Source organism: Nocardioides sp. YIM 152315, assembly GCF_029210375.1.
Lineage (GTDB): Bacteria > Actinomycetota > Actinomycetes > Propionibacteriales > Nocardioidaceae > Nocardioides.
Map to the genome: position 1 here is coordinate 338,988 of NZ_JARGER010000038.1, position 22,221 is coordinate 361,208.

Genomic DNA, 22,221 nt, shown 5'->3' on the forward strand with positions numbered 1-22,221 from the left:
ACGGTTGAATCGGGAGTAAAGTCCGGGCTCAACCGTCAGAAGTCCCGATTCAACGGACGGAGGCGCCCTCGACGACGCCGAGGGGCTCGGCGGCGATGTCGCCGCGGCGCTGGAGGCCGTCGAAGGAGATCAGGTCGGCGGCGGCGTACGCGCGGGCGCGGGCGTCGGCGACGTCGCGGCCGAGCGCGCGTACGGCGAGCACGCGGCCACCGGCCGTGACCAGGTCGTCGCCCGAGAGCGCGGTGCCGGCATGGATCACGTCGACGTCGGGCCCTCGGCCGGCGGCGTCGGCGCCCGTGATGACGTCGCCCTTCGACGACGACTCGGGGTAGCCGGCGGAGGCCAACACCACGGTGACCGCGGCGGCGTCGCGGAAGGCGGGCGGCGGCACGTCGGCGAGGCGGCCGCCGGCGGCCGCGGCGAGGAGCGCGCCGAGCGGCGACTCGAGCACGGCGAGCACCGGCTGGATGTCGGGGTCGCCGAAGCGGACGTTGAACTCGATGACCCGCGGACCCGACTCGGTGAGCGCGAGCCCGACGTAGAGGCACCCGACGAACGGCGCGCCGCGACGCGACATCTCGGCGAGGGTGGGCCGGACGACCCGGTCGAGCACGACCGAGGCGAGGTCGGGCTGCGCCCACGCGAGCGGGGTGTAGGAGCCCATGCCGCCGGTGTTCGGACCGCGGCCACCGTCGAAGATCCGCTTGAAGTCCTGGGCCGGCTGGAGCGCGTACGCCGTGGCGCCGTCGCAGATCGCGAAGAGCGAGACCTCGGGACCGTCGAGGAACTCCTCGACCACGACGCGCCCGCTCCCCCGTGATGTGCAGAGCCCCGCATGGGCGAGCGCCTCCGCACGTTCACGGGTCACCACGACGCCCTTGCCCGCCGCGAGGGCGTCGTCCTTGACGACGTACGGCGCGCCGAACGCGTCCAGCGCGGCCTCGACCTCGGCCTCGGACTCGCAGGTGCGCGCACGAGCGGTCGGGACGCCGGCCGCCTCCATCACGTCCTTGGAGAACGCCTTCGACCCCTCGAGCCGAGCCGCGGCCCCGGACGGGCCGAAGACCGCGATGCCCCGCTCGCGCACGGCGTCGGCGACGCCGGCGACCAGTGGCGCCTCGGGGCCGACGACCACGAGGTCGACGCCGAGCGACTCGGCGAGGTCGGCGACGGACCCACCGGACATCGGGTCGACCTCGTGCAGGCTCGCGACGGCGGCGATGCCGGGGTTGCCCGGCGCGGCGTGCACCTCGCTGACGCCCGGGTCGCGCGAGAGGGCCAGCGCGAGAGCGTGCTCACGTCCGCCGGTGCCGATCACCAGTGTCTTCACGGGCGTCCACCCTAAGGCGTCGTCGCAGCACGTTCTTCTGGATCTTGCCGGTCGAGGTCTTCGGCAGCTCGACGAGCTCGATGCGCCGGGGCACCTTGAACCCGGCGATCCGCTCGCGCAGGAACGCCCGCAGCTCGTCGACGTCGACGTCCGCACCCTCGCGCAGCGTGACGAACGCGACCGGCACCTCGCCCCACTTCTCGTCGGGGGCGCCGACCACCGCGCACTCCAGCACCGCGGGGTGCTCGTCGAGGGCGCGCTCGACCTCGACCGAGGCGACGTTCTCGCCGCCCGAGATGATCACGTCCTTGCGCCGGTCGCGGATCTCGACGTACCCGTCCGGGTGCCGGACCGCGAGGTCGCCGGTGAGGAAGCAGCCGCTGCGGGTGACGGCGGCCGTCGCCTCGTCGTCGCGGTAGTAGCCGAGCATCACGTCGTTGCCGCGGGCGGCGAGCTCGCCGATCGTCTCGCCGTCGGCGGGTACGTCGTGGCCGTCGGCGTCGAGCACGCGCAGCGGCCGGGCGACGATGTTGCCGATGCCCTGGCGGGCGCGCAGCCGGTCGCGCTCGTCGGTGTCGAGGTCGTCCCACTCGGGCTGCCACTCGTTGATGGCGATCGGCCCGAACGTCTCGGTCAGCCCGTAGAGATGGGTGACGTCGAGGCCGAGCGGACCGAGCCGGCCGATCAGCGCCGGCGACGGTGGTGCGCCGCCGACGTCGACGTGCACGCGCTGCGCCAGCGGCCCGGCCGCGGAGTCGGCCGCGGGGTCGGTCGCGATCATCGCGAGCACGGTCGGCGCGCCGCTGAAGTGCGTGACGCCCTCCTCGCGCAGCAGCCGCCAGATCTCGCCGGCCTCGACGGCGCGCAGGCACAGGTGGGTGCCACCGGCGGCGGTGACGGCCCACGTGAAGCACCAGCCGTTGCAGTGGAACATCGGCAGCGTCCACAGGTAGCGCGCTCCGGGACCGAGCCGCGCGTGGTAGGCCATCGCGACCGCCTGGAGGTAGGCGCCGCGGTGGTGGTACATCACGCCCTTCGGGCGTCCGGTCGTGCCCGACGTGTAGTTGAGGGCGATCAGGTCGCGCTCGTCCACGTCCGCACGGTCGACCGGGTCGGCCGGCGCGGCGTCGAGCCACGCGTCGTACTCCTCCTCGACCACGAGGTCGATCCCGAGCCCGTCGGCCAGCGCCCGTGCCTGCTCGGCGAGCTCTCGGGTGGCGACGAGCAGCCGGGCGCCGGAGTGCTCGACCACGTAGCGCATCTCGTCGTGGCTGAGCCGGATGTTCACCGAGACCAGCACGGCTCCCCGGGCCGGTACGCCGTGGTGCAGCTCGAGCATCACGTGGCTGTTGGCGCACAACGCCGCCACCCGGTCGCCGGGCTCCACGCCCGCGGCGGCGAGCGCGCTGACGAGACGGGCGCAGCGGTCGGCGAGCTCGGCGTAGGTCAGCCGCAGGTCACCGTCGACGACGGCGAGGCGCTCGGCGAACACCGCGGCCGAGCGGTCCAGGAACGAGGCGGGAGTGAGCGGCGCGAAGGTGAAGGCGCTCATGCGCGGCTCAGATCAGCTCGTGCCGCACCACGGTCGCGGCGCGCGACGGGCCGACGCCGACCGCCGAGATGCGGGCGCCGGACATCGCCTCGACCGCCTCGACGTAGCGCTGCGCGTTGGCCGGCAGGTCCTCGAAGGTGCGGGCGCCGGAGATGTCCTCCCACCAGCCGTCGAGGTGCTCGTAGATCGGGACGGCGTGGTGGAAGTCGCTCTGGTTGACCGGCATCTCGTCGTGGCGGGTGCCGTCGACGTCGTACGCGACGCAGACCGGCACCCGCTCGAGGCCGGTGAGCACGTCGAGCTTGGTGAGCACGAAGTCGGTGACGCCGTTGACGCGCGCGGCGTAGCGGGCGATGACCGCGTCGTACCAGCCGCAGCGGCGCGGTCGGCCGGTGGTGGTGCCGTACTCCGCGCCGACCTTGCGCAGGTGCTCGCCCGCGTCGTCGTGGAGCTCGGTCGGGAACGGGCCCTCGCCGACCCGCGTGGTGTAGGCCTTGACGATCCCGATGACCTGCCCGAGTCGCGTCGGCGGGATGCCGGAGCCCGTGCACGCGCCGCCGGAGGTCGCCGACGACGACGTCACGAACGGGTAGGTCCCGTGGTCGACGTCGAGCAGCGTCGCCTGGCCGGCCTCGAGGAGCACTGTCTCGCCGCGGTCGAGCGCCTGGTTGAGCAGCAGCCCGGTGTCGCAGACCATCGGCGCGAGCCGGTCGGCGAAGGCCAGCAGCTCGTCGACGGTCTCGTCGACGGTGGCCGGACGACGGTTGTAGATCTTGGTCAGCACCTGGGCCTTGAGGTCGAGGACGCCCTCGACCTTCTGCCGCAGGATCTTCTCGTCGAAGATGTCCTGGATCCGGATGCCGATCCGGTTCATCTTGTCGGCGTACGTCGGGCCGATGCCGCGCCCCGTCGTACCGATCCGGCGCGAGCCGAGGAACCGCTCGGTCACCTTGTCGAGGGTGCGGTTGTAGTCGGCGATGACGTGCGCGTTGGCGCTCACGCGCAGGCGACCGGTGTCGACGCCGCGGGCCTCGAGGTCCTCGAGCTCGTGGAAGAGCACGGCGAGGTCGACGACGACGCCGTTGCCGATGACCGGCGTGCAGCCCGGCGTGAGGATGCCGCTGGGCAGCAGGTGCAGTGCGTACTTCTCGTCGCCGACGACCACCGTGTGACCGGCGTTGTTGCCCCCGTTGAACTTCACGACGTAGTCGACGCGGCTGCCGAGGAGGTCGGTGGCCTTGCCCTTCCCCTCGTCGCCCCACTGGGCTCCGATGATGGCGATCGCCGGCATGCACTGCTCCCTCTGGGAATCCCTCTGGAAACGAAGCAGCTCCGGCACAAGTGCACCGGAGCTCTTGCGGCCACACGCTACCAAAGGGTGGTTTGGCGACCTGTGTCGTCGGCTAGGGTCCGCGGAGTGGACCCGCTGCTCGTGATCACGAACGCCGCGGCCGGCACCTCGGACGAGGAGCGACTGGCGGCGGCGCTCGCCGTGCTCCGCGAGAAGGCGTCGGTCGAGGTCGCCTCGACGAGCAACCCCGGCGAGCTCGACGGCGTGCTGCACCGGGCCGGGTCGCGCCGCATCGTCGTGGCGGGCGGCGACGGGAGCCTGCACGCCGTCGTCGCCGCGCTGCACCGGCGTCGCGAGCTCAAGGACGCCGTGCTCGGGCTGATCCCGCTCGGGACGGGCAACGACTTCGCCCGGGGCACCGACGTCCCGCTCGACCCGGAGGAGGCCGCGCGCGTGGTGCTCGACGGCACGCCGCGGCCCATGGACCTGGTGGTCGACGAGGTCGGCGAGGTCGTCGTCAACAGCGTGCACGTCGGCGCGGGCGCCGAGGCCAGCCGACGGGGCGCGGGCTGGAAGGAGCGGCTCGGCGCGGTCGGCGTCGGCCGCGTCAACCTCGGGAGGCTCGGCTACCCGATCGGCGCCGCGATGACCGCGATCGACCCGCCCACCGTGCGACTGCGCGTCGAGGTCGACGGCGAGCCGGTGTGCGACGTCGACGAACCGGTGCTGCAGGTGGCGGTCGGCAACGGCCCGTCGGTCGGCGGCGGCACCCACCTGACCCCCGAGGCCGACCCGCACGACGGCAGGCTGGACGTGATGGTCTCCCGCTCGACGGGCCCGTTGGCGCGCGTCCTGTACGGGCTGCGGCTCGGGTTCGCGACCCACCACCACCGCGACGACGTGACCTACCTGCGGGGCGAACGGGTCACGGTCGCCGGCGGCCCGTTCTGGTGCAGCGGGGACGGCGAGGTCTACGGACCGGAGCGGCAACGCTCGTGGCGCGTCGAGACCGCGGCGTACCACCTCCTGCTGCCCTGACGCCCGGGTGGTTTCGAGACGGGACTCCGTCCCTCCTCAACCACCGCGGCCCGGTTTCGGTGGTTGAGGACGGCGCGAAGCGCCTGTCTCGAAACCACCGTTGTTGATCGGGGGAAGACCTAGACCCAGCCCCGCCGGGCGGCCTCGACGCCGGCCTGGAAGCGGGAGTCGGCGCCGAGCTCGGTCATCAGCCCGGCAACCCGGCGCCGCACCGTGCGCAGGCTGATGCCGAGCTTGCGCGCGATCTGCTCGTCGTGCGCGCCGGCGGCGAGCTGCTCGAGCAGGAACCGGCGCAGGTCGACCAGTGGCTCGACGCCGCCGAGCGTCGGCACCGCGGCCCGGCCCCAGAGCTCGTCGAACCACGTCCGCAGTGCCTCGACCACGCCGCGCTGCTGCACGATCGACAGCGGCAGGTCGGCCAGGCCGAGCGGCTCCGGGACCACCGCGTGGGAGTCGCCGACGACGAGCAGCCGGGTCGGGAGCTCGGGCAGCACCCGGACCTGCTCGCCCGCACGCCGCCGCGCCGCCAGCACATCCGGGGCATCGTGCAGCGCCCGCACTGGGTAGATGGCCCGTGAGGCACGCCCGCCGGCGACCGCCTCGGCGACCAGGCCGATCATCCGGTCCTCACGCGGCCCTCGCCACTGGTCGGGCCGCAGCCAGGCCAGGTCGCCCTGGTTGTCGAGCACCATGCTCCGCACCCGCTCGAACGCGTCACCCCCGACCCAGACCTCGCCCCGGACCGGCTCGGTGCTCGCGTCGGCACTGATCGACAGCTGCTGCTCGACGGCCAGCACGTCGATCGCCTGGCCGACGCCGGCGAGGAGCCGCTGGGTGCGCCCGGCATGGGCGACCTGCGCCTCGACGGCGCCGCGCAGCGCCTCGACGGGCGTCAGCACCTGCAGCCGCGCGTCCACCAGCGCGACGATCCCCGCCTCGACGAGGAGCGCGACCTCCTCGAGCAGCTCCTCGGGACTGCGGAGCATGTCGGCGGCGACCCGGTCGAGCGTCCGACCGGACTGCGGTCGCAGTCGCTGGTAGAGCCGATCCAGCTCGGCCGGGTAGCCGAGCGCGGTCAGCAGCGTGCCGGATCCGCCCATGGTGGCATGTTAGTGCCAGCGGCCGCTTGGCGCGGCCTGGCACGGAGGTGTCAGTGCGAAGATGCCGCCAGGCGCCGCCACGCCGCACGACCCACGTCGGGGGATGAGGTCGTGCGCCGGTGCGCGCCGCAGGAGGTGCCGGGACCCCACTGGGCGGTGGTCCCGGCACTCCTGCGTTTCCGGCCGGACGCGACCGGTAGCGTGGGCCGCCCTACCCCCCGGCCCCACACGCAGGAGCACCACCGATGGCACGAGGCGCGCAGTCCGGCGAGCCGCACGACTGGGTCACCCGCGCCGCCGACGACGCGATCCGCCACGCCCGCGAGACCGGGGGCGGCGACCGGGTCATCACGTGCGCCTCCGGGGCCAGTCCGTCCGGCCCGATCCACCTGGGCAACCTGCGCGAGTTCATCACCCCGCACTTCGTCGCCGAGGAGATCCGCCGTCGCGGCACCGCGGTGCGCCACCTGCACAGCTGGGACGACTTCGACCGCTTCCGCAAGGTCCCCGCCGGGGTCGACCCGGCCTGGGCCGAGCACATCGGCCGCCCGCTCTCCGCCGTGCCCGACCCGTGGCAGTGCCACGAGTCGTGGGCCGAGCACTTCAAGGCGCCCCTGCGCGCCGCGCTCGCCGAGATGGGCATCGAGATGGAGGAGGTGTCGCAGACCGAGCAGTACCGGTCCGGCGCCTACACCGAGCAGGTCCTGCACGCGATCCGCCACCGCGACGTCATCGAGGAGGTGCTCGGCAAGCACCGCACCAAGAAGGCCGAGGCGGTCGAGGACTCCGTCGCCGACGAGGACGACGAGCCGACCGGCGACGGGTCGCTCGCCCGCTTCCCCTACAAGCCCTACTGCCGCCGGTGCGGGCGCGACACCGTCGAGGTGACGGCATACGACGACGAGACGACCGACCTCTCCTACACCTGCTCGTCGTGCGGCTTCGTCGGCGTGACCAACGTGGCGACCCAGCACGAGGGCAAGCTGGTGTGGAAGGTCGACTGGCCGATGCGCTGGGCCCACGAGGGCGTCGACTTCGAGCCCGGCGGCCTCGACCACTCGACACCCGGCTCGTCGTACACGGTCGGCAAGGAGCTGGTGAAGCGGGTCTTCGACTTCCGGGCCCCGTCGTACGTCGCCTACGCGTTCGTGGGCTTCGCGGGCGTGCAGAAGATGTCGTCGTCGGCCGGCGGCGTGCCCACCGCCGCCGACGCGCTGAAGATCCTCGAGGCCCCGATCCTGCGGTGGCTCTACGTGCGCCGCCAGCCGAAGCAGGCGTTCAACATCGACTTCGGTCCCGAGGTCGTGCGGCTGTACGACGAGTGGGACGCGCTCGGCCGCAAGGCCGACGACGGGTCGAAGCGCGACGCCCAGGTGCTGGCGTTCGAGCGGGCCTCGGCCACGGCCGCGGCCGGCAGGCTGCCGACTCCGCCGGTGGTCGTGCCCTTCCGGCTCCTCTCGTCGGTCGCCGACGTCACCGCGGGCAGCGCCGAGCTGATCAGCCGGATCGTCGGCGACGTCGGCCACGCGCACGACTCGGTCGACGACCTCCAGCCCCGGCTGGGCAGGGCGATGAGCTGGACGACCGAGTTCGTGCCGAGCGAGGACCGCACGACGGTCCGCGAGACACCCGACACTTTGCGGCTCGCGGAGCTGTCGGAGGACGAGGAGCTCTGGCTGCGCCAGCTGCTCGACCGACTGCCCGACCGGCTGGAGCTCGAGCAGACGACGGCGCTGATCTACGGCGTGCCCAAGCTCGCCCGGGGTCTCGGCCTCGAGGACGCACCGACCGACCAGGTCAAGCAGGACCAGAAGGACTTCTTCCGGCTCCTCTACAACCTGCTCGTCGACGCCGACCGCGGCCCGCGCCTGCCGACGCTCTTCCTCGCCCTCGGGCCTGCGAAGGTGCGGGCGCTGCTCACGCCGTGAGCAGCGCCGCCGGCAGCCCGAGCAGCGCCACGAGCACCGTGGCGCACCCCGCGAGGGCGAGCAGCGGCCGTCCGGTCCGCCGGAGCACGGCGGGCTCCAGGCTGCAGCCGAGGGCGAACATCGCCATGGCGAGCGCCGCCTCCTGCACCGCCGAGGCGACGTCGAGCACCGGCCCGGGAAGGACGTCCCGGACCAGACCGCACGCGACGAACCCGACCAGGAACACCGGCACGAGTCGCGGGCGGACCTCGGCAGCACGCCGAGACCGGTAGGAGATCGCGGCGAGCACGGGCGCGAGCATCAGCACCCGGCCGAGCTTGATCGCGACCGCGACCTGCAGCGCGACGCCGCCGATCAGGCCGCCTGCGACGACCACCTGGCCGACCTCGTGGACCGACGCGCCCGACCAGGCGCCGGCCGCGGTCGGCGGGAGGCCGAGCGCCATCGCGCCCAGCGGGAGCGCGAGCATGGCGACGCTCCCCCACACGACCACGAGCGAGACGACCGTGGCGACGTCCTCGTCCTTCGACCTCCGCACGCCGTCGACCGCGGCGACCGCCGCCGCACCGCAGATCGAGAAGCCGCAGGCGACGAGCAGCGCCCGCTCGGGAGGTACGCCGAGCGGGCGGGCCAGGGCGAGCGTGCCGGCGATCCCGCCCACGACGACACCTGCGACGACCACCAGCACGGGCCAGCCGAGCGCCAGCAGCTCCGGCAGCACGACCTGCAGGCCCAGCAGGGCGACGCCCACCCGCAGCACCTGGCGCGACGCGACCCGGAGCCCCGCCCGGCTCGCGCTCGCGACGCCGCCTCGGCTCGCGAGCAGGAGGCCGAGCAGGATCGCCACGAGCGTCGGGCTCAGCGCCGGCACGACGGCGTGCGTGAGCAGCGCCGCCGAGCCGCCGGCGGCGGCCAGCGCGAGTCCGGGCACGAGTCGGGCGACCATGGCTCCAGCCTCGGGCCACGCGGGGCGCGCCGGTAGCCGTCGTTCGGGCACCGACTCATATCATCGACGCATGAGCACGCGACCGGACCTGACCGCCCTCGACCTGTTGGTCCGGGTCGCGGAGTCGGGATCGCTCGGCGCGGCGGCCCGAGCCGCCGGCATGGCCCAGCCCAACGCCAGCCGCGCGCTGAGTCGCCTCGAGCGCAGGCTCGGGCTGACACTGCTCGTGCGCACCCCCGCCGGGTCGCGGCTGACCACCGAGGGCGAGGTCGTGGTCGCGTGGGCCCGGGAGGCGATCACCGCGGTCGACCGGATCAGCATGGGCGCCCGGTCGCTGGCCGAGCAGCGGGCGGCACACCTGACCGTCGCAGCCAGCCTGACGATCGCGGAGCACCTCGCGCCGCGATGGCTGGCCCGCTTCCGGCGGAGCCACCCGGACCTCAACGTCAGCCTCGAGGTCGGCAACTCCGTCGAGGTCCTCGACCGGGTCGAGCGGGGCGAGGTCGCGCTCGGGTTCGTCGAGTCACCGACGGTCCCGCGCTCGCTGTCGTCGACGGCCGTCGCGCGCGACACACTCGTCGTGGTCGTCGGGCCGGAGCACCCGTGGGCCCGGCGGCGTACGCCGCTCTCGCCCGGCGACCTGGTCGCCGGCGACCTGGTCCTGCGCGAGGCGGGCTCGGGGACGCGCGAGACGCTGGTGCGCGCGCTCGACCGCGCCGGGCTCGCGCTCGGCCCGTCTCGCCTGGAGCTCGCCAGCACGGCCGCCGTGAAGGCGGCCGCGGGCGAGTCGGCCGCCGTGCTCAGCGAGCTCGCGGTGAAGGCCGAGCTGGCGACCGGCCTGCTGGTCGCCGTCCCCGTCGACGGCCTCGACCTCACCCGCGCCCTGCGCGCCGTCTGGCTGCCCGGCCGGAGGCCGGCGGGCGCCGCCGCCGACCTGGTGCGGGTGGCGCGGGCTCAGTCCTCGGCGAGCAGCTCGTCGTAGGCAGTCTGGCTCGAGTCGCGCAGGAAGGTCGAGCAGCGCTCCCACTCCGCATCCTCGCCGATCGCCTGCGCGGCCAGGGCCAGCAGGGCGAGACAGGTGAGGAAGCCACGGTTGGGCTCGTGCTCCCACGGCACCGGGCCGTGACCCTTCCAGCCGTTGCGGCGGAGCAGGTCGAGGCTGCGGTGGTAGCCCACCCGCGCGTACGCGTAGATCGTCACCGGGTCGTCCTCGGCCTCGGCCGCGAGGGTCGCCAGGGTCGCCCACGCAACCGGTGACTCCGGGTGTCGGCGGACGACCTCCATGGCGTCCGCACCCGGCGTCAGCTCCGCGGCCGCCGGGTCCTCGGGGAGGTGGGTGGGCGGGGGGCCCGCCATCAGGTCCTGCCCGCTGAAGTCACTCATGCGCGCACCCGCTTCGCTCCGTGCGCGCATGAGGCACAGGTCACGCTGCCTCGGAAGGTTCGCTCGCTCCGCTCGCTCATGGAAGCAATTGTCCATGGTCGGGTGTTAGGTAGGTCTGTGACCCAACGACCAGCCCAGGCAGCGCAGCCGACGAGTCCCGACCCCACCGGAGGCAAGGAGCCGTGGCCGGCGCTGTTCGCGCTGTGCATCGGGTTCTTCATGATCCTCGTCGACACCACCATCGTGTCGGTCGCGACGCCGGCGATCATCGACGACCTGCACGCCGACGTGAACGACGTCGTCTGGGTGACCAGCGCCTACCTGCTGGCCTACGCGGCGCCCGTGCTGATCACCGGGCGCCTGGGCGACCGGTTCGGGCCGAAGAACGTCTACATGGTCGGCCTGACCGTGTTCACGCTCGCGTCGCTGTGGTGCGGGCTCACGAACTCCATCGAGATGCTGATCGCGGCGCGGGTCGCGCAGGGCATCGGCGCCTCGATGATCACGCCCCAGACGATGGCGATCATCACCCGGATCTTCCCCGCCGACCGCCGCGGTGCGGCGATGTCGCTGTGGGGCGCCACCGCGGGCGTCGCGACGCTGGTCGGCCCGATCCTCGGCGGGGTCCTGGTCGACGGCCTCGGCTGGGAGTGGATCTTCTTCATCAACGTGCCGGTCGGCGTCGTCGGCTTCGTGCTGGCCGCGCGGCTGGTGCCGACGCTCCCGACCCACACCCACCGCTTCGACTGGCTGGGCGTGGCGCTGAGCGGCGCGGGCATGTTCCTGCTGGTGTTCGGCATCCAGGAGGGCCACCAGTACGACTGGAACGCCGTCATCTGGTCGATGATCGTCGCGGGCCTGGCCGTGCTCGCCCTCTTCGTCCTCTGGCAGGCGCGCAACAGGGCCGAGCCCCTCGTCCCGCTGCGGCTCTTCCGCGACCGCAACTTCTCCCTGGCCAACGTCGCGATCTCGGTGATGGGGTTCTCGATCACCGCACTCGCGATCCCCATCATGATCTGGGCCCAGGTGGTGCGCGAGCTGAGCCCGACCCGCGCGGCGCTGCTGTTGGTGCCGATGGCGGTGATGACCATCGTCCTGGCGAAGGTCGTGGGCCGGCTCACCGACCGGGTGCACCCACGTCTGCTGACGGGCTTCGGCTTCGTGTGCCTGTTCGTCGGCCTCCTGTGGCTGACCCGGGTGATGACGCCCGACACGTCGATCTGGTGGACGGTCCCGCCGATGGTGATCTTCGGCATCGGCAACGCCTTCGTCTGGGCGCCCAACAGCGCCACGGCGACGCGCAACCTGCCCGTGCAGCTGGCCGGCGCAGGCTCCGGCGTCTACAACGCCACCCGTCAGGTCGGCGCGGTGCTGGGCTCCGCGGCCATCGCCGTGCTGATCGACGCGCGGCTCGCGGCCGAGGGGCTGCCGTCGTACCAGGGCGGCGAAGGCGCCGCCTCCGGCGGTGGGCTGCCGCCCGCGGTCGCGGAGTCGTTCAGCAACGCCATGTCGACCTCGGTGCTGCTGCCGACCGCGGCCTTCGTCCTGGGCTTCATCGCCGCGCTGTGCTTCGAGAAGCCCAAGCACGAGGGCTACACCGCGGCTCCGGCGCCTGCCGCAGCGGCCGACTAGCTGTAACGCGGGGTTGTGGTCGCTCCAGGCGCGTGGTGACACGTCGGCCCGGGCCACCCGTCAGCTGTAACGCGGGGTTATGGACGCTCCACACGTGGCGTGCGACGGCTCCAGCGACCATAATCCCGCGTTACATCGCGAGCGGCTCAGCCGATCGACTTACCGGCCGCGCGCAGGTTCTCGCAGGCCTCGACGACGCGGGCGGCCATGCCGGCCTCGCCCGCCTTGCCCCAGGCGCGCGGGTCGTAGGCCTTCTTGTTGCCGACCTCGCCGTCGACCTTGAGCACGCCGTCGTAGTTCTGGAACATGTGCGCGGCGACCGGGCGGGTGAAGGCGTACTGGGTGTCGGTGTCGACGTTCATCTTCACCACGCCGTAGTCGACCGCCGCGCCGATCTCCTCCGCCGACGAGCCGGAGCCGCCGTGGAAGACGAGGTGGAAGGGCTTCGAGCCGGCGTCGAGGTCGAACTCCTTCACGACCGCCGCCTGGGCCTCCTGCAGCACCTCGGGACGGAGCTTGACGTTGCCGGGCTTGTAGACACCGTGCACGTTGCCGAACGTCAGGGCGGTCATGTAGTAGCCGCGGTCGCCGTAGCCGAGCGCCCGCGCCGTGGCGACGGCGTCCTCGGGCGTGGAGTAGAGCTTCTCGTTGATGGCGTTCTCGACGCCGTCCTCCTCGCCGCCGACGACGCCGACCTCGATCTCGAGGATCACCTTCGCCTTGATGGAGCGGTCGAGCAGGTCCTCCGCGATGGCGAGGTTCTCATCGAGCGGCACGGCCGAGCCGTCCCACATGTGGGACTGGAAGAGCGGCGCCTCGCCGCGGGAGACGCGCTCCTCGCTGATCGCCAGCAGCGGCCGGACGAAGCCGTCGAGCTTGTCCTTGGGGCAGTGGTCGGTGTGCAGCGCGATGTTGACCGGGTAGTTCCTCGCCACCTCCGCGGCGTACGCCGCGAACGCCACCGACCCGGAGACCATGTCCTTCACCGACGGGCCGGAGAGGTACTCCGCGCCGCCGGTCGAGACCTGGATGATGCCGTCGGAGCCGGCGTCCGCGAAACCCTTGAGGGCCGCGTTGAGGGTCTGCGAGGAGGAGACGTTGATCGCCGGGAAGGCGAATGCTCCCGCCTTGGCGGTGTCCAGCATCTCGGCGTACTTCTCGGGGGTGACGATGGGCATCTGACTGCGCTCCTCGGACGGCGGCGGATCTCTGCCCCCGACCCTAGACGACTCGTTCCACGGGCTCGCACGCTGCGCGACGCTCAGCATCGACACCCGACGCGGTCGTCGCGCTGCAGAAACTCCTCGCCGGCTGACAACCCACGGCCCGCGCGCTGCGTATCACCAGCATGGACACCGACATCCGCGACGAGATCGACCGTTCGTTCGGCGACGGTCCGCCCACGCCCGCACCGGAGCTGCTGGTGGCCCGGGGCCGCGCGGCGCTCCACCGCCGGCGGCTGGCCGAGGCCGGGTCGATGCTCGTCGTGGCCGTCATCGCCGTCGGTGCCACCGCGATCGTCACCAGCGGCGATGGCGGCGACCACGGGACGCCGGAGCCCGCCGCACCGTCACCGAGCGCGAGCGCCTCCACCGCCGTCGACGCGCCACCCCCGCCGACCCGACCCGAGGACGACGACCGGGCCGCAAGCACCCCGGTCATCCGCGACCGCAACCTGCCCCTGAACTGGCCGCTCGCCGCCCAGCCGGACGGACTGCACGTCTCGCCCAAGGTGAAGATCCTGAAGGTGGTCGACGACCCCCTGCACCTCCGTCCGGACGGCGCCTGGTCCGTGGCCGTGTCCTACCGCGGCGCCCGGGGCGAGGTCACCTGGTGGGTCGGGTACGTCGACAAGCAGGGCAGCGGCTCCTCGAGCAGCATGCCCGCGCGGTTCGTCCACACCGACTTCGACAGCTGGGTCGCGCGGGAGAAGTCCACGTTCCCGCTCGACGGCGACGCGCCGAGCGCGGCGACGACCCCCGGCGCGGGGTGGCCCGGTCGCACCGACGTACCACTGGTCCGCTTCGCCGATGGCACCGAGGAGCTGGCACCACTCGACGGTGTGACGCTGCTCCAGCAGCGTCCGCATCCCGATCTGCCGGACAGCTAGGCGACCGCCCGCGACCGCAGCGCCGTCGCCGAGGTCCGCCTCGACGGCAGTCGCTACTACGTGCTCGCTCGCAGCACCGCGGACGTCCCGGAGCCCCAGTTCATCGCGGTCGAGGCGGGGCCGGAGATCGGCGCGACGCTCGACGCATTCCTCGACTTCGCGCGCAGCCGGTACGCCGAGGGCGGCGGTGGCCTGCTGTGAGGGCCGCCGAGCGCGACGCCGCGTTCTCGGAGTTCGTCCGCGCTCGCCGGACCCACCTGCGCCGCGTCGCGTACGCGATCTGTGGCGACTGGCACCGGGCCGACGACCTCGTGCAGACCGCGCTGACGAAGCTCTACGTCGCGTGGCCCCGGATCAACCGCGACGGCCGGGAGGAGGCCTACGTCCGCACGATCATCGTGCGGGCCGGCATCGACGAGGCGCGGCGCCCCTGGCGGCGGGAGTCGCCGGGGCTCCCGGAGCGGGAACGGGCGGCACCCGACGGGGTGCCGGTCGAGGAGCGGTCCGCGCTCTTCGACGCCCTCCAGGCGCTTCCGGTGATGCAGCGCAAGGTCGTCGTGCTCCGCCACTGGCTCGGCCTCTCCGTCGCCGAGACCGCGAACGAGCTGAGGATCAGCGAGGGCACCGTCAAGTCGCACAGCCATCGGGCGCTCGCGTCGTTGCGCGCCGTGCTGGCCGAGCAGCGCTGAGCTGCGCTATCCCCGCCAGGCGTCATCGCCGGAGAGGTCGGCGTGCTGCCGCACCCAGGCGTGCATGGCGATGGCCGCGGCGGCGGAGGCGTTGATCGACCTCGTCGAGCCGAACTGCGCGATCGAGAACGTCGCGTCGCACGCCTCCCGGGCGGCCGCGGAGAGGCCCGGACCCTCCTGGCCGAAGAGGAGGCAGACCCGCCGCGGGAGCGAGGTGGTCTCCAGATGGAGGGACCCGGGCAGGTTGTCCACGCCGTACAGCACGACGCCGCGCTCGTGCAGGGACGCCGCGAGCTCGGCGACCGACGGGTGGTGCCGGACGTGCTGGTAGCGGTCGGTCACCATCGCGCCGCGGCGGTTCCACCGCCGGTTGCCGACGATGTGCACCTCGGCGGCGAGGAAGGCGTTCGCGGACCGCACGATGGTCCCGATGTTGAAGTCGTGCTGCCAGTTCTCGATCGCGACGTGGAAGTCGTGGCGTCTCGAGTCGAGGTCGGCGACGATCGCCTCGACGGTCCAGTAGCGGTAGCGGTCGACCACGTTGCGCCGGTCACCCTCGGCGAGCAGCGACGCGTCGTACTGCTGCCCCTCCGGCCGCGGCCCGTCCCACGGCCCGACGCCCACCTCGGGCGGCCCGTGCGGCATCGGGTCGTACGGCGCGCGGGGCTCGTCGTCGCCCTCCACCCGCGCGACAGTAGTGGCCGTCACCCACCGGGAGGTAACCATTGGCTAACGGGCCACCACGCGGATACCGGATCTTGTGGACCCGGCCGGTACCGTGGTGGCGTGATGGAGGCCCTGCTCGTGCAGCCACTGCTGCTCGGCATGGACTGGATGGATCCCAACTGGCTCCTCGACCGCTTCGGCGGCGCCTTCTACTGGGTCAGCCTGGCCATCGTCTTCGTCGAGTGCGGGCTGTTCTTCCCGTTCCTCCCCGGAGACACTCTGCTCTTCGCGCTGGGCCTCTTCCTCAACTCCGGCCGGATCGACATGTTCGGCACGCCGCCGCTCGTCGAGATGCTCATCGCCTTCGTGCTGCTCACGGTCGCGGCGTTCCTGGGCAACGTCGTCGGCTACGAGATCGGCCGCGCCATCGGGCCACCGCTCTACGAGCGCGACGGCCGGATCCTCAAGAAGAAGTACTTCGACCAGACCCACGCGTTCTTCGAGAAGCACGGCAACAAGGCGCTGGTCATCGGCCGCTTCGTCCCGTTCGTGCGCACCTTCATCACCGTCGTCGCCGGAGTGACCCGGATGGACCGGCGGCGTTTCTTCGTGTGGAGCTTCGTCGGCGCCGTGCTCTGGGTCGGCAGCATCCTGCTGCTGGGGTTCACCCTCGGCCAGGCCTTCCCGAGCCTCGGCGAGAACATCGACAAGGCGATCCTCGTCATCCTCGCCTTCACGGTCGTGCCGGTGGCCTACGAGTGGTGGCGGCACCGGCGTACGTCGAGCCGTCGGGCCGCCGACAACGACGACGACGGCGTGCCCGACCTCGACATCATGGGCCTGGACACCACCCACCGCGACTGACGCGGCGCGGCTCAGCCCCGCGCGGCGTCCAGCTGCGCCTTGGTGAGCACCGGACGCACCTCGAGCCCGACATCGGCGAGAGGCTTCTCCCCCTCGGGGCTGCGGTCGATCGCGCAGATGACGACCTCGACGGTCGCACCGGCGGCCCGCAGCGCGTTCGTCGCGTCCCGTACGGCGCCGCCGGTGGTGATCACGTCCTCGATCAGCGTCACCCGCCGGCCGGCGACGCCCGGGCCCTCGGCGAGCTTGCAGGTGCCGTACTCCTTGGCCGACTTGCGCACGAAGAGGGCCGGGCGGCCGGTCAGGCTGCTGACCATCGTCGCGATCGGCACACCGCCGAGCTCGAGCCCGCCGAGCAGGTCGGTGTCGGGCGGCAGCAGCGACACCATCTCCCGCGCCACCCGGAGCAGCAGCTCGGGGTCGGCCTCGAAGAGGTACTTGTCGAAGTACTCCGTCGCCGGCTGACCGGAGCGGAGCGTGAACTCCCCGGTCAGCCGGCAGGTCGCGTCGATGTCGGCAGCGAGGGTCTCGTCCACGCCTCCAGAGCCTAGCCATGACTCCGGCTACTGTCGGCTGCATGCTCGCCCAGCGTCTCGACGGCATTCCGCCGACGATCTTCTCGGAGATGTCGGCGCTCGCGGTCCGCACCCAGTCGGTCAACCTCGGCCAGGGGTTCCCGGACGTCGACGGCCCGCCCGCCGTGATCGCCCGCGCGGTGCAGGCGCTCGAGGGCGGGCAGAACCAGTACGCGCCCGGCCCCGGCGTACCCGCGCTCCGGCAGGCGATCGCGCGCCACCAGCTGCGCCACTACGGCCTCGAGCTCGACCCCGACAGCCAGGTCGTCGTCACCACCGGCTGCACCGAGGGTGTCGCCGCCGCGCTGCTCGGGCTGGTGAACCCCGGCGACGAGGTCGTCGTGCTCGAGCCCTACTACGACTCCTACACCGCGATGATCCAGATGGCCGGCGGCGTGCGACACCCGGTCACGCTGCGGGCGCCGAGCTTCCGGCTGGATGCCGACGAGCTGCGCGCGGCGGTCACGCCGCGGACCCGCTTCGTGCTGCTGAACTCACCGCACAACCCGACCGGCACGGTGCTCACCGCCGAGGAGCTCCGGGCGGTCGCCGACGTCGCGCTCGAGCACGACCTCGTGGTGATCACCGACGAGGTCTACGAGCACCTCGTGTACGACGGCCACGCCCATGTCCCGCTGGCGACCCTGCCGGGGATGTTCGAGCGGACGCTCACGCTCTCGAGCGCCGGCAAGTCCTACTCGTTCACCGGCTGGAAGGTGGGCTGGGCGACGGGCCCGGCGGAGCTGGTGGGGGCGGTGCTCGCCGCCAAGCAGTGGCTGACCTTCACCTCGGGCTCGCCGCTGCAGCCGGCGGTCGCGCACGCCCTCGACGACGAGCCGGACTTCCCCTCCGCGCTGGCCGCCGACCTGCGGGCCCGGCGCGACCTGCTCTGCGCCGGACTGGCCGAGGTCGGCCTCGACGTACGCGTGCCCGAGGGGACCTACTTCGCGACCACCGACATCTCCGGCCTCGGCTGGGAGGACGGCCCGGCCTTCTGCCTCGCCCTCCCCGAGCGCGCCGGCGTCGTCGCCATCCCGACCCGGGGGTTCTACGACTCCGACGCCGGCCGCCACCTGGTGCGCTGGGCCTTCTGCAAGGAGCCGGCGGTCATCGAGGAGGGCATCGCGCGGCTGGCGAGGGCCGACCTGGCGCGATAGTCCCTGACGTTTTCGGGGTTCTCACCGCGCCCGGAGACCCCGAATATGTCAGGGAGTATCCCCCCGGCGGGGGGCGCACCAGGCGCGGGTGTCGGTGCGCACGAGCAGGCGGATGCACAGCGCGCTGGCGACCAGGGGCAGGACCAGCAGGACGGCGCCCATGAGCGTGCCCAGCAGGCAGAGGGCGGCCGCGGTCGCGGCGGAGATGATCAGCACGATGCGCGCCCACTCGGCGCCGCGGAGCACCAGCACGGCCAGGGCCGCCGCCGACGCGCACCAGAGGACGACCCCGGCGATGAGGAGGTACGTCGCGCCGATGAGCAGGTCGTCGGAGATGCCCTGCTCGACCAGCTCGGGGTTGTCGCGGTGCACCTCGTCGAGCATCCGGTCGGGCCAGACCGCCAGCACGACGGCGCTCACGACCAGGGCCAGGACGGTGACCGACGTGGAGATCCAGGTCAGCACGCCGGACCAGACGACGGCCCGGGGCCGTGTCGGTTGAAGGGGGTGGGCGGGCTGTGCGTGCTGGGACTGCGCCGGGTGCACGGGGTGGGACTCGGCGGGAGGCGCCGACCCGGCGACCGGTGCCGCCGGCCGCTCGGGCGGCGTGCGGCCGTCGAACCAGGACCGCGACGGCTGCAACCACAAGATGGCGGCGGAGGCGGCGACGAGCGAGCTGAGGAAGCCGCCGGTCACCAGCCCGGCGAAGAAGAGGGGCACCGCGAGCACGGTCACCGCGAGCCGGGCGCCCCGGCTGCGCCGCAGCACCTGGTAGCCGAGCACGCCGGCGGCCGCCGCACATCCACCGGTGACCATGGCGAGGGCGCGCATCACCGCGATGGCCGTGTCGTCGGAGATGCCCAGGTCGGAGCCCGGCGGCTCGGCGAGGAAGCGGTCGACCGCGGCCTGCGTCTCGAGCGAGTGCAGCGAGCCGACGCGCTGGTAGACGAGCACGACGACGAGGGCGGACCCGACCATCAGCAGCCAGCCCGCCAGGGTGACCTGGCGGGGGCGGGTCGGTGCCGATTCGCTCACGCGGTCATTTCACCACGTGCGTGGGCGGCTCACCGCACGAGGCAGGGGCGCTTGGCGTCGAAGACCCAGCCCTCGACGAGGAACTGCATCGCGACCGCGTCGTCGCGGGCGCCCAGGCCGTGCTCGAGGTAGAGCTCGTGGGCCGCGGCGACCTTGTCGCGGTCGAGACGTACGCCGAGCCCGGGCGCCGTGGGCACCTCGATCGCGCCCGCGCGGATCTGCAGCGGCTCCTCGGTGAGCCCCTGCCCGTCCTGCCAGATCCAGTGCGTGTCGAGCGCGGTGATCTCGCCGGGCGCCGCGGCGCCGACGTGGGTGAACATCGCGAGCGACACGTCGAAGTGGTTGTTGGAGTGCGAGCCCCAGGTCAGCCCGAAGTCGTGGCAGAGCTGGGCGACCCGCACGGAGCCGGCCATCGTCCAGAAGTGCGGGTCGGCGAGGGGGATGTCCACGGCGTCGGTGCGCACGGCGTGCGCCATCTGCCGCCAGTCGGTCGCGATCATGTTGGTGGCCGTGCGCAGCCCGGTCGCGCGCTTGAACTCGGCCATCACCTCGCGTCCCGAGTAGCCGCCCTCGGCGCCACACGGGTCCTCGGCGTACGCGAGCACGTCGTCGGTGCCGCGGAGCAGGCGGATCGCGTCGGCGAGCAGCCAGCCGCCGTTGGGGTCGAGGGTGATCCGCGCGTCGGGGAAGCGCTCGTGGAGCGCGGTGACCGCCGCGACCTCCTCCTCGCCCGCGAGCACCCCGCCCTTGAGCTTGAAGTCGACGAACCCGTAGCGCTGCTGCGCCGCCTCGGCCAGCCGGACGACGGCCTCTGGCGTGAGCGCCTTCTCGCGGCGCACCCGCTCCCAGTCGTCGGCGCCGTCGGGCTCGCGGAGGTAGGGCAGGTCGGTGTCGTCGGGGTCGCCGACGTAGAAGAGGTAGCCGAGCATCGGCACCTGCGTGCGCTGCTGCCCGTCGCCGAGCAGCTCGGCGACCGGTACTCCCTGCGCCTGACCGGCGAGGTCGAGCAGCGCCGACTCCAGCGCGGTCACCGCGTGCACCGTCGTGCGCAGGTCGAAGGTCTGCAGGCCGCGACCGCCCGCGTCGCGGTCGGCGAAGCGCGCGGCGACGCTGCGCAGCAGCGAGCGGTACGTCGCGACCGGCTGCCCGACGAGCAGCGCCGCCGCGTCGGCGATCGTGGCGCGGATCGCCTCCCCGCCGGGCACCTCCCCCACGCCCTCGCGACCTTCGCTGTCGGTGACGACCGCGAGGTTGCGGGTGAAGTACGGCGCGTGCGCGCCGCTGAGGTTGAGCAGCATCGAGTCGCGCCCCGCGACGGGCACGACCTCGACCTGGGCGATGGTGCTGCTCATTCGGGGCCCCCGCCGAGTTGTTCGGGGGAGCGCAGCCGAGGAGGGGAACTCTGTGTGAAGGTCACGGCAGCTGGAGCTCGCCGTCGATCCGGCGGACCAGGCCCCACGGATTGTCGTCGCGCACCGCCTCGGGCAGCACGTCGGCCGGCACGTCCTGGTAGGCGACCGGACGCTGGAAGCGTTCGATCGCGAGGCTGCCGACCGAGGTCCCCCGCGAGTCGGAGGTCGCCGGGAACGGGCCGCCGTGGACCATCGCGTGCCCGACCTCGACACCGGTCGGCCAGCCGTTGAAGAGGATCCGCCCGACCCTGAGCTCCAGCACCGGCAGCAGCGCACGGGCCGCCGGAGCGTCCCGGTCGGTGGCGTGCACGGTCGCGGTCAGCTGGCCCTCGAGCGACTCCAGGTGCGGCAGCAGGTCGTCGACGTCGTCGTAGCGGACGACGACGCCGGAGGCGCCGAAGACCTCGTCGGTCACCGGCGCTCCCAGTGCCGCGGCCTCGACGAGCTGGGGCGCCGGCGCACCGTCGGCACCCGAGCCCTCGGCGATGACGCGCACGCCCTCGGCGCCCCGCAGCCGCTCGGTGCCGGACGCGTACGCCGCGGCGATCGCCGGGGTGAGCATCGGGGCACCGGCCGCCTCGCGCACGGCCGCCGCGGCGGCGGCCAGGAACGCGTCGCCCGCCTCGCCGCGGGGCAGGAAGAGCAGGCCGGGGTTGGTGCAGAACTGGCCGGAGCCGAGGGTGAGCGAGCCGACGTACGCCGTCGCGAGCGCGGCCACGTCGCCCCCGAGCGCGCCGGGCAGCACCACGACGGGGTTGATCGAGGACATCTCGGCGTACACCGGGATCGGCTCCGGCCGCGCGGCGGCCGCGGCGACGAGCGCGAGGCCACCCCCGCGGGAGCCGGTGAACCCGACGGCCTTGATCCGCGGGTCCGCGACGAGCTTTTGCCCGAGGTCGATGCCGCGCTGTCCATCGACCTCGAGCAGGAAGGAGAAGGTGCCCGGGGGCAGCCCGTGCTTCTCGACGGCGCGGCCGATCGCGCGGGCGACGAGGAAGCCGGTGCGTGGGTGGGCGGGGTGGCCCTTGACGACGACCGGGCAGCCGGCGGCGAGCGCGGACGCGGTGTCGCCGCCGGCGGTGGAGAACGCGAGCGGGAAGTTGCTGGCCCCGAAGACGGCGACCGGGCCGAGCGCGACGTGGCGCTGCCGGATCTCGGCGCGCGGCAGCGGCGCGCGGTCGGGCAGGGCGGGATCGATCCGGACGCCGAGGTGGTCGCCGCGGCGTACGACGCCGGCGAACATCCGCAGCTGCCCGGTCGTGCGCCCGACCTCGCCGGCGAGACGGGGCTCGGGGAGGTGGCTCTCCGCCACGGCGGCCTCGACGATCGCCACCTTGTCGGCCTCGATCTCGTCTGCGACCGAGTCGAGGAACGCGCCGCGCTGCTCGGGCGTCGTCGCCCGGTAGGAGCCGAACGCCGCGGCTGCCGCGGTGGTCGCGGCGACGAGGTCGGCGCGGTCGGACTCGGCGCCGGCGATGATCGAGCGGGGCTGCTCAGACATGGGTTCCTCCCG

Annotated in this window: 21 protein-coding genes; 9 read left to right on the forward strand and 12 right to left on the reverse strand. The window is 73.2% G+C overall.

Going from position 1 to position 22,221, the window contains the following annotated elements; all coding sequences use genetic code 11:
* Positions 1-49 precede the first annotated feature (49 nt).
* Genes purD through PZ894_RS16130 form a run of 3 tightly spaced genes read right to left on the reverse strand, consistent with a single transcriptional unit; the run spans position 50 to position 4,173 of the window.
* The gene (gene purD, locus PZ894_RS16120; protein ID WP_275746324.1) at positions 50-1,330 is read right to left on the reverse strand and encodes a phosphoribosylamine--glycine ligase; all 1,281 of its coding nucleotides are present in this window, start codon (positions 1,328-1,330) and stop codon (positions 50-52) included.
* Positions 1,296-2,882 (reverse strand): acyl--CoA ligase family protein, encoded by a 1,587-nt coding sequence (locus tag PZ894_RS16125; RefSeq protein WP_275746326.1) that lies wholly within the window; start codon positions 2,880-2,882, stop codon positions 1,296-1,298. The genes purD and PZ894_RS16125 overlap by 35 nt, the downstream gene beginning before the upstream one ends.
* 7 nt (positions 2,883-2,889) lie before the next feature.
* On the reverse strand, positions 2,890-4,173 hold the full coding sequence (locus PZ894_RS16130; protein ID WP_275746327.1) for an adenylosuccinate synthase: 1,284 nt from the start codon (positions 4,171-4,173) through the stop codon (positions 2,890-2,892).
* A gap of 126 nt (positions 4,174-4,299) precedes the next feature.
* On the opposite strand from PZ894_RS16130, the gene PZ894_RS16135 reads away from it, so the two are divergent.
* Positions 4,300-5,211, forward strand: coding sequence for a diacylglycerol kinase family protein (locus PZ894_RS16135; RefSeq protein WP_275746328.1), 912 nt, complete (start codon positions 4,300-4,302; stop codon positions 5,209-5,211).
* 119 nt (positions 5,212-5,330) lie between these two features.
* Here the strand turns inward: PZ894_RS16135 and PZ894_RS16140 are convergent, their stop codons facing one another.
* Positions 5,331-6,311, reverse strand: a complete 981-nt coding sequence (locus tag PZ894_RS16140) for a helix-turn-helix transcriptional regulator (protein ID WP_275746330.1) — start codon at positions 6,309-6,311, stop codon at positions 5,331-5,333.
* A gap of 245 nt (positions 6,312-6,556) precedes the next feature.
* Here PZ894_RS16140 and lysS point away from each other — a divergent pair, with 245 nt between their 5' ends.
* On the forward strand, positions 6,557-8,239 hold the full coding sequence (lysS, locus tag PZ894_RS16145) for a lysine--tRNA ligase (protein ID WP_275746332.1): 1,683 nt from the start codon (positions 6,557-6,559) through the stop codon (positions 8,237-8,239).
* On the opposite strand, the gene PZ894_RS16150 is transcribed toward lysS, so the two are convergent.
* Positions 8,229-9,185 (reverse strand): putative sulfate exporter family transporter, encoded by a 957-nt coding sequence (locus PZ894_RS16150; protein WP_275746334.1) that lies wholly within the window; start codon positions 9,183-9,185, stop codon positions 8,229-8,231. The two genes, lysS and PZ894_RS16150, sit on opposite strands and share 11 nt — an antisense overlap.
* A 70-nt stretch (positions 9,186-9,255) precedes the next feature.
* On the opposite strand from PZ894_RS16150, the gene PZ894_RS16155 reads away from it, so the two are divergent.
* Complete coding sequence (locus tag PZ894_RS16155) at positions 9,256-10,167, forward strand: LysR substrate-binding domain-containing protein (RefSeq protein ID WP_275746336.1); 912 nt, start codon at positions 9,256-9,258, stop codon at positions 10,165-10,167.
* Here PZ894_RS16155 and PZ894_RS16160 read toward each other — a convergent pair.
* Entirely contained in the window at positions 10,140-10,568 is a 429-nt protein-coding gene (locus PZ894_RS16160; protein ID WP_275746338.1) for a DUF3151 domain-containing protein, read from the reverse strand. The two genes, PZ894_RS16155 and PZ894_RS16160, sit on opposite strands and share 28 nt — an antisense overlap.
* A 117-nt stretch (positions 10,569-10,685) precedes the next feature.
* Here PZ894_RS16160 and PZ894_RS16165 point away from each other — a divergent pair, with 117 nt between their 5' ends.
* On the forward strand, positions 10,686-12,200 hold the full coding sequence (locus PZ894_RS16165; protein ID WP_275746340.1) for a DHA2 family efflux MFS transporter permease subunit: 1,515 nt from the start codon (positions 10,686-10,688) through the stop codon (positions 12,198-12,200).
* A 146-nt stretch (positions 12,201-12,346) separates the two neighbouring features.
* Here the strand turns inward: PZ894_RS16165 and fbaA are convergent, their stop codons facing one another.
* Positions 12,347-13,378 carry a class II fructose-bisphosphate aldolase gene (fbaA, locus tag PZ894_RS16170; protein ID WP_275746342.1) on the reverse strand — a complete coding sequence of 344 codons (1,032 nt, stop codon included), beginning with the start codon at positions 13,376-13,378 and terminating at the stop codon, positions 12,347-12,349.
* Between the two features lie 170 nt (positions 13,379-13,548).
* Here fbaA and PZ894_RS16175 point away from each other — a divergent pair, with 170 nt between their 5' ends.
* From PZ894_RS16175 to PZ894_RS16185, 3 genes are read left to right on the forward strand one after another with little or no spacing between them, the layout of a single operon-like run.
* Positions 13,549-14,310, forward strand: a complete 762-nt coding sequence (locus PZ894_RS16175; protein ID WP_275746344.1) for a hypothetical protein — start codon at positions 13,549-13,551, stop codon at positions 14,308-14,310.
* A gap of 60 nt (positions 14,311-14,370) precedes the next feature.
* Positions 14,371-14,511, forward strand: a complete 141-nt coding sequence (locus PZ894_RS16180; protein WP_275746346.1) for a hypothetical protein — start codon at positions 14,371-14,373, stop codon at positions 14,509-14,511.
* Positions 14,508-14,999, forward strand: a complete 492-nt coding sequence (locus PZ894_RS16185; protein ID WP_275746348.1) for a SigE family RNA polymerase sigma factor — start codon at positions 14,508-14,510, stop codon at positions 14,997-14,999. Before PZ894_RS16180 ends, PZ894_RS16185 begins: the two co-directional genes overlap by 4 nt.
* A 6-nt stretch (positions 15,000-15,005) precedes the next feature.
* Here PZ894_RS16185 and PZ894_RS16190 read toward each other — a convergent pair whose 3' ends face one another.
* Positions 15,006-15,644 (reverse strand): TrmH family RNA methyltransferase, encoded by a 639-nt coding sequence (locus PZ894_RS16190; RefSeq protein ID WP_275746423.1) that lies wholly within the window; start codon positions 15,642-15,644, stop codon positions 15,006-15,008.
* Between the two features lie 144 nt (positions 15,645-15,788).
* Here PZ894_RS16190 and PZ894_RS16195 point away from each other — a divergent pair, with 144 nt between their 5' ends.
* Complete coding sequence (locus PZ894_RS16195; RefSeq protein ID WP_275746425.1) at positions 15,789-16,529, forward strand: VTT domain-containing protein; 741 nt, start codon at positions 15,789-15,791, stop codon at positions 16,527-16,529.
* 11 nt (positions 16,530-16,540) lie between these two features.
* Here the strand turns inward: PZ894_RS16195 and pyrE are convergent, their stop codons facing one another.
* Positions 16,541-17,065 carry an orotate phosphoribosyltransferase gene (pyrE, locus tag PZ894_RS16200; protein ID WP_275746350.1) on the reverse strand — a complete coding sequence of 175 codons (525 nt, stop codon included), beginning with the start codon at positions 17,063-17,065 and terminating at the stop codon, positions 16,541-16,543.
* A gap of 41 nt (positions 17,066-17,106) precedes the next feature.
* Between pyrE and PZ894_RS16205 the strand changes: the two genes are divergently transcribed.
* Entirely contained in the window at positions 17,107-18,261 is a 1,155-nt protein-coding gene (locus tag PZ894_RS16205; RefSeq protein WP_275746351.1) for a pyridoxal phosphate-dependent aminotransferase, read from the forward strand.
* Positions 18,262-18,309: 48 nt separating this feature from the next.
* Here PZ894_RS16205 and PZ894_RS16210 read toward each other — a convergent pair whose 3' ends face one another.
* The 3 genes from PZ894_RS16210 to PZ894_RS16220 all read right to left on the reverse strand — a co-directional run bounded on the left by PZ894_RS16210 (position 18,310) and on the right by PZ894_RS16220 (position 22,209).
* Positions 18,310-19,296 carry a hypothetical protein gene (locus tag PZ894_RS16210; protein WP_275746353.1) on the reverse strand — a complete coding sequence of 329 codons (987 nt, stop codon included), beginning with the start codon at positions 19,294-19,296 and terminating at the stop codon, positions 18,310-18,312.
* Between the two features lie 29 nt (positions 19,297-19,325).
* Positions 19,326-20,648 (reverse strand): enolase C-terminal domain-like protein, encoded by a 1,323-nt coding sequence (locus PZ894_RS16215; RefSeq protein WP_275746355.1) that lies wholly within the window; start codon positions 20,646-20,648, stop codon positions 19,326-19,328.
* Positions 20,649-20,709: 61 nt separating this feature from the next.
* Positions 20,710-22,209 carry an aldehyde dehydrogenase (NADP(+)) gene (locus PZ894_RS16220; RefSeq protein WP_275746357.1) on the reverse strand — a complete coding sequence of 500 codons (1,500 nt, stop codon included), beginning with the start codon at positions 22,207-22,209 and terminating at the stop codon, positions 20,710-20,712.
* Positions 22,210-22,221: the final 12 nt, after the last annotated feature.

Excerpts from the sequence above, each read along its gene's own strand:
- lysS (WP_275746332.1), top strand. The coding sequence starts at position 6,557 with ATGGCACGAGGCGCGCAGTCCGGCGAGCCGCACGACTGGGTCACCCGC.
- PZ894_RS16155 (WP_275746336.1), top strand. The coding sequence starts at position 9,256 with ATGAGCACGCGACCGGACCTGACCGCCCTCGACCTGTTGGTCCGGGTC.
- PZ894_RS16160 (WP_275746338.1), bottom strand. The coding sequence starts at position 10,568 with ATGAGTGACTTCAGCGGGCAGGACCTGATGGCGGGCCCCCCGCCCACC.
- PZ894_RS16195 (WP_275746425.1), top strand. The coding sequence starts at position 15,789 with ATGGAGGCCCTGCTCGTGCAGCCACTGCTGCTCGGCATGGACTGGATG.
- PZ894_RS16125 (WP_275746326.1), bottom strand. The coding sequence starts at position 2,882 with ATGAGCGCCTTCACCTTCGCGCCGCTCACTCCCGCCTCGTTCCTGGAC.
- PZ894_RS16190 (WP_275746423.1), bottom strand. The coding sequence starts at position 15,644 with ATGCCGCACGGGCCGCCCGAGGTGGGCGTCGGGCCGTGGGACGGGCCG.
- PZ894_RS16130 (WP_275746327.1), bottom strand. The coding sequence starts at position 4,173 with ATGCCGGCGATCGCCATCATCGGAGCCCAGTGGGGCGACGAGGGGAAG.
- PZ894_RS16220 (WP_275746357.1), bottom strand. The coding sequence starts at position 22,209 with ATGTCTGAGCAGCCCCGCTCGATCATCGCCGGCGCCGAGTCCGACCGC.
- fbaA (WP_275746342.1), bottom strand. The coding sequence starts at position 13,378 with ATGCCCATCGTCACCCCCGAGAAGTACGCCGAGATGCTGGACACCGCC.
- PZ894_RS16140 (WP_275746330.1), bottom strand. The coding sequence starts at position 6,311 with ATGGGCGGATCCGGCACGCTGCTGACCGCGCTCGGCTACCCGGCCGAG.
- PZ894_RS16215 (WP_275746355.1), bottom strand. The coding sequence starts at position 20,648 with ATGAGCAGCACCATCGCCCAGGTCGAGGTCGTGCCCGTCGCGGGGCGC.
- PZ894_RS16205 (WP_275746351.1), top strand. The coding sequence starts at position 17,107 with ATGCTCGCCCAGCGTCTCGACGGCATTCCGCCGACGATCTTCTCGGAG.
- PZ894_RS16175 (WP_275746344.1), top strand. The coding sequence starts at position 13,549 with ATGGACACCGACATCCGCGACGAGATCGACCGTTCGTTCGGCGACGGT.
- PZ894_RS16150 (WP_275746334.1), bottom strand. The coding sequence starts at position 9,185 with ATGGTCGCCCGACTCGTGCCCGGACTCGCGCTGGCCGCCGCCGGCGGC.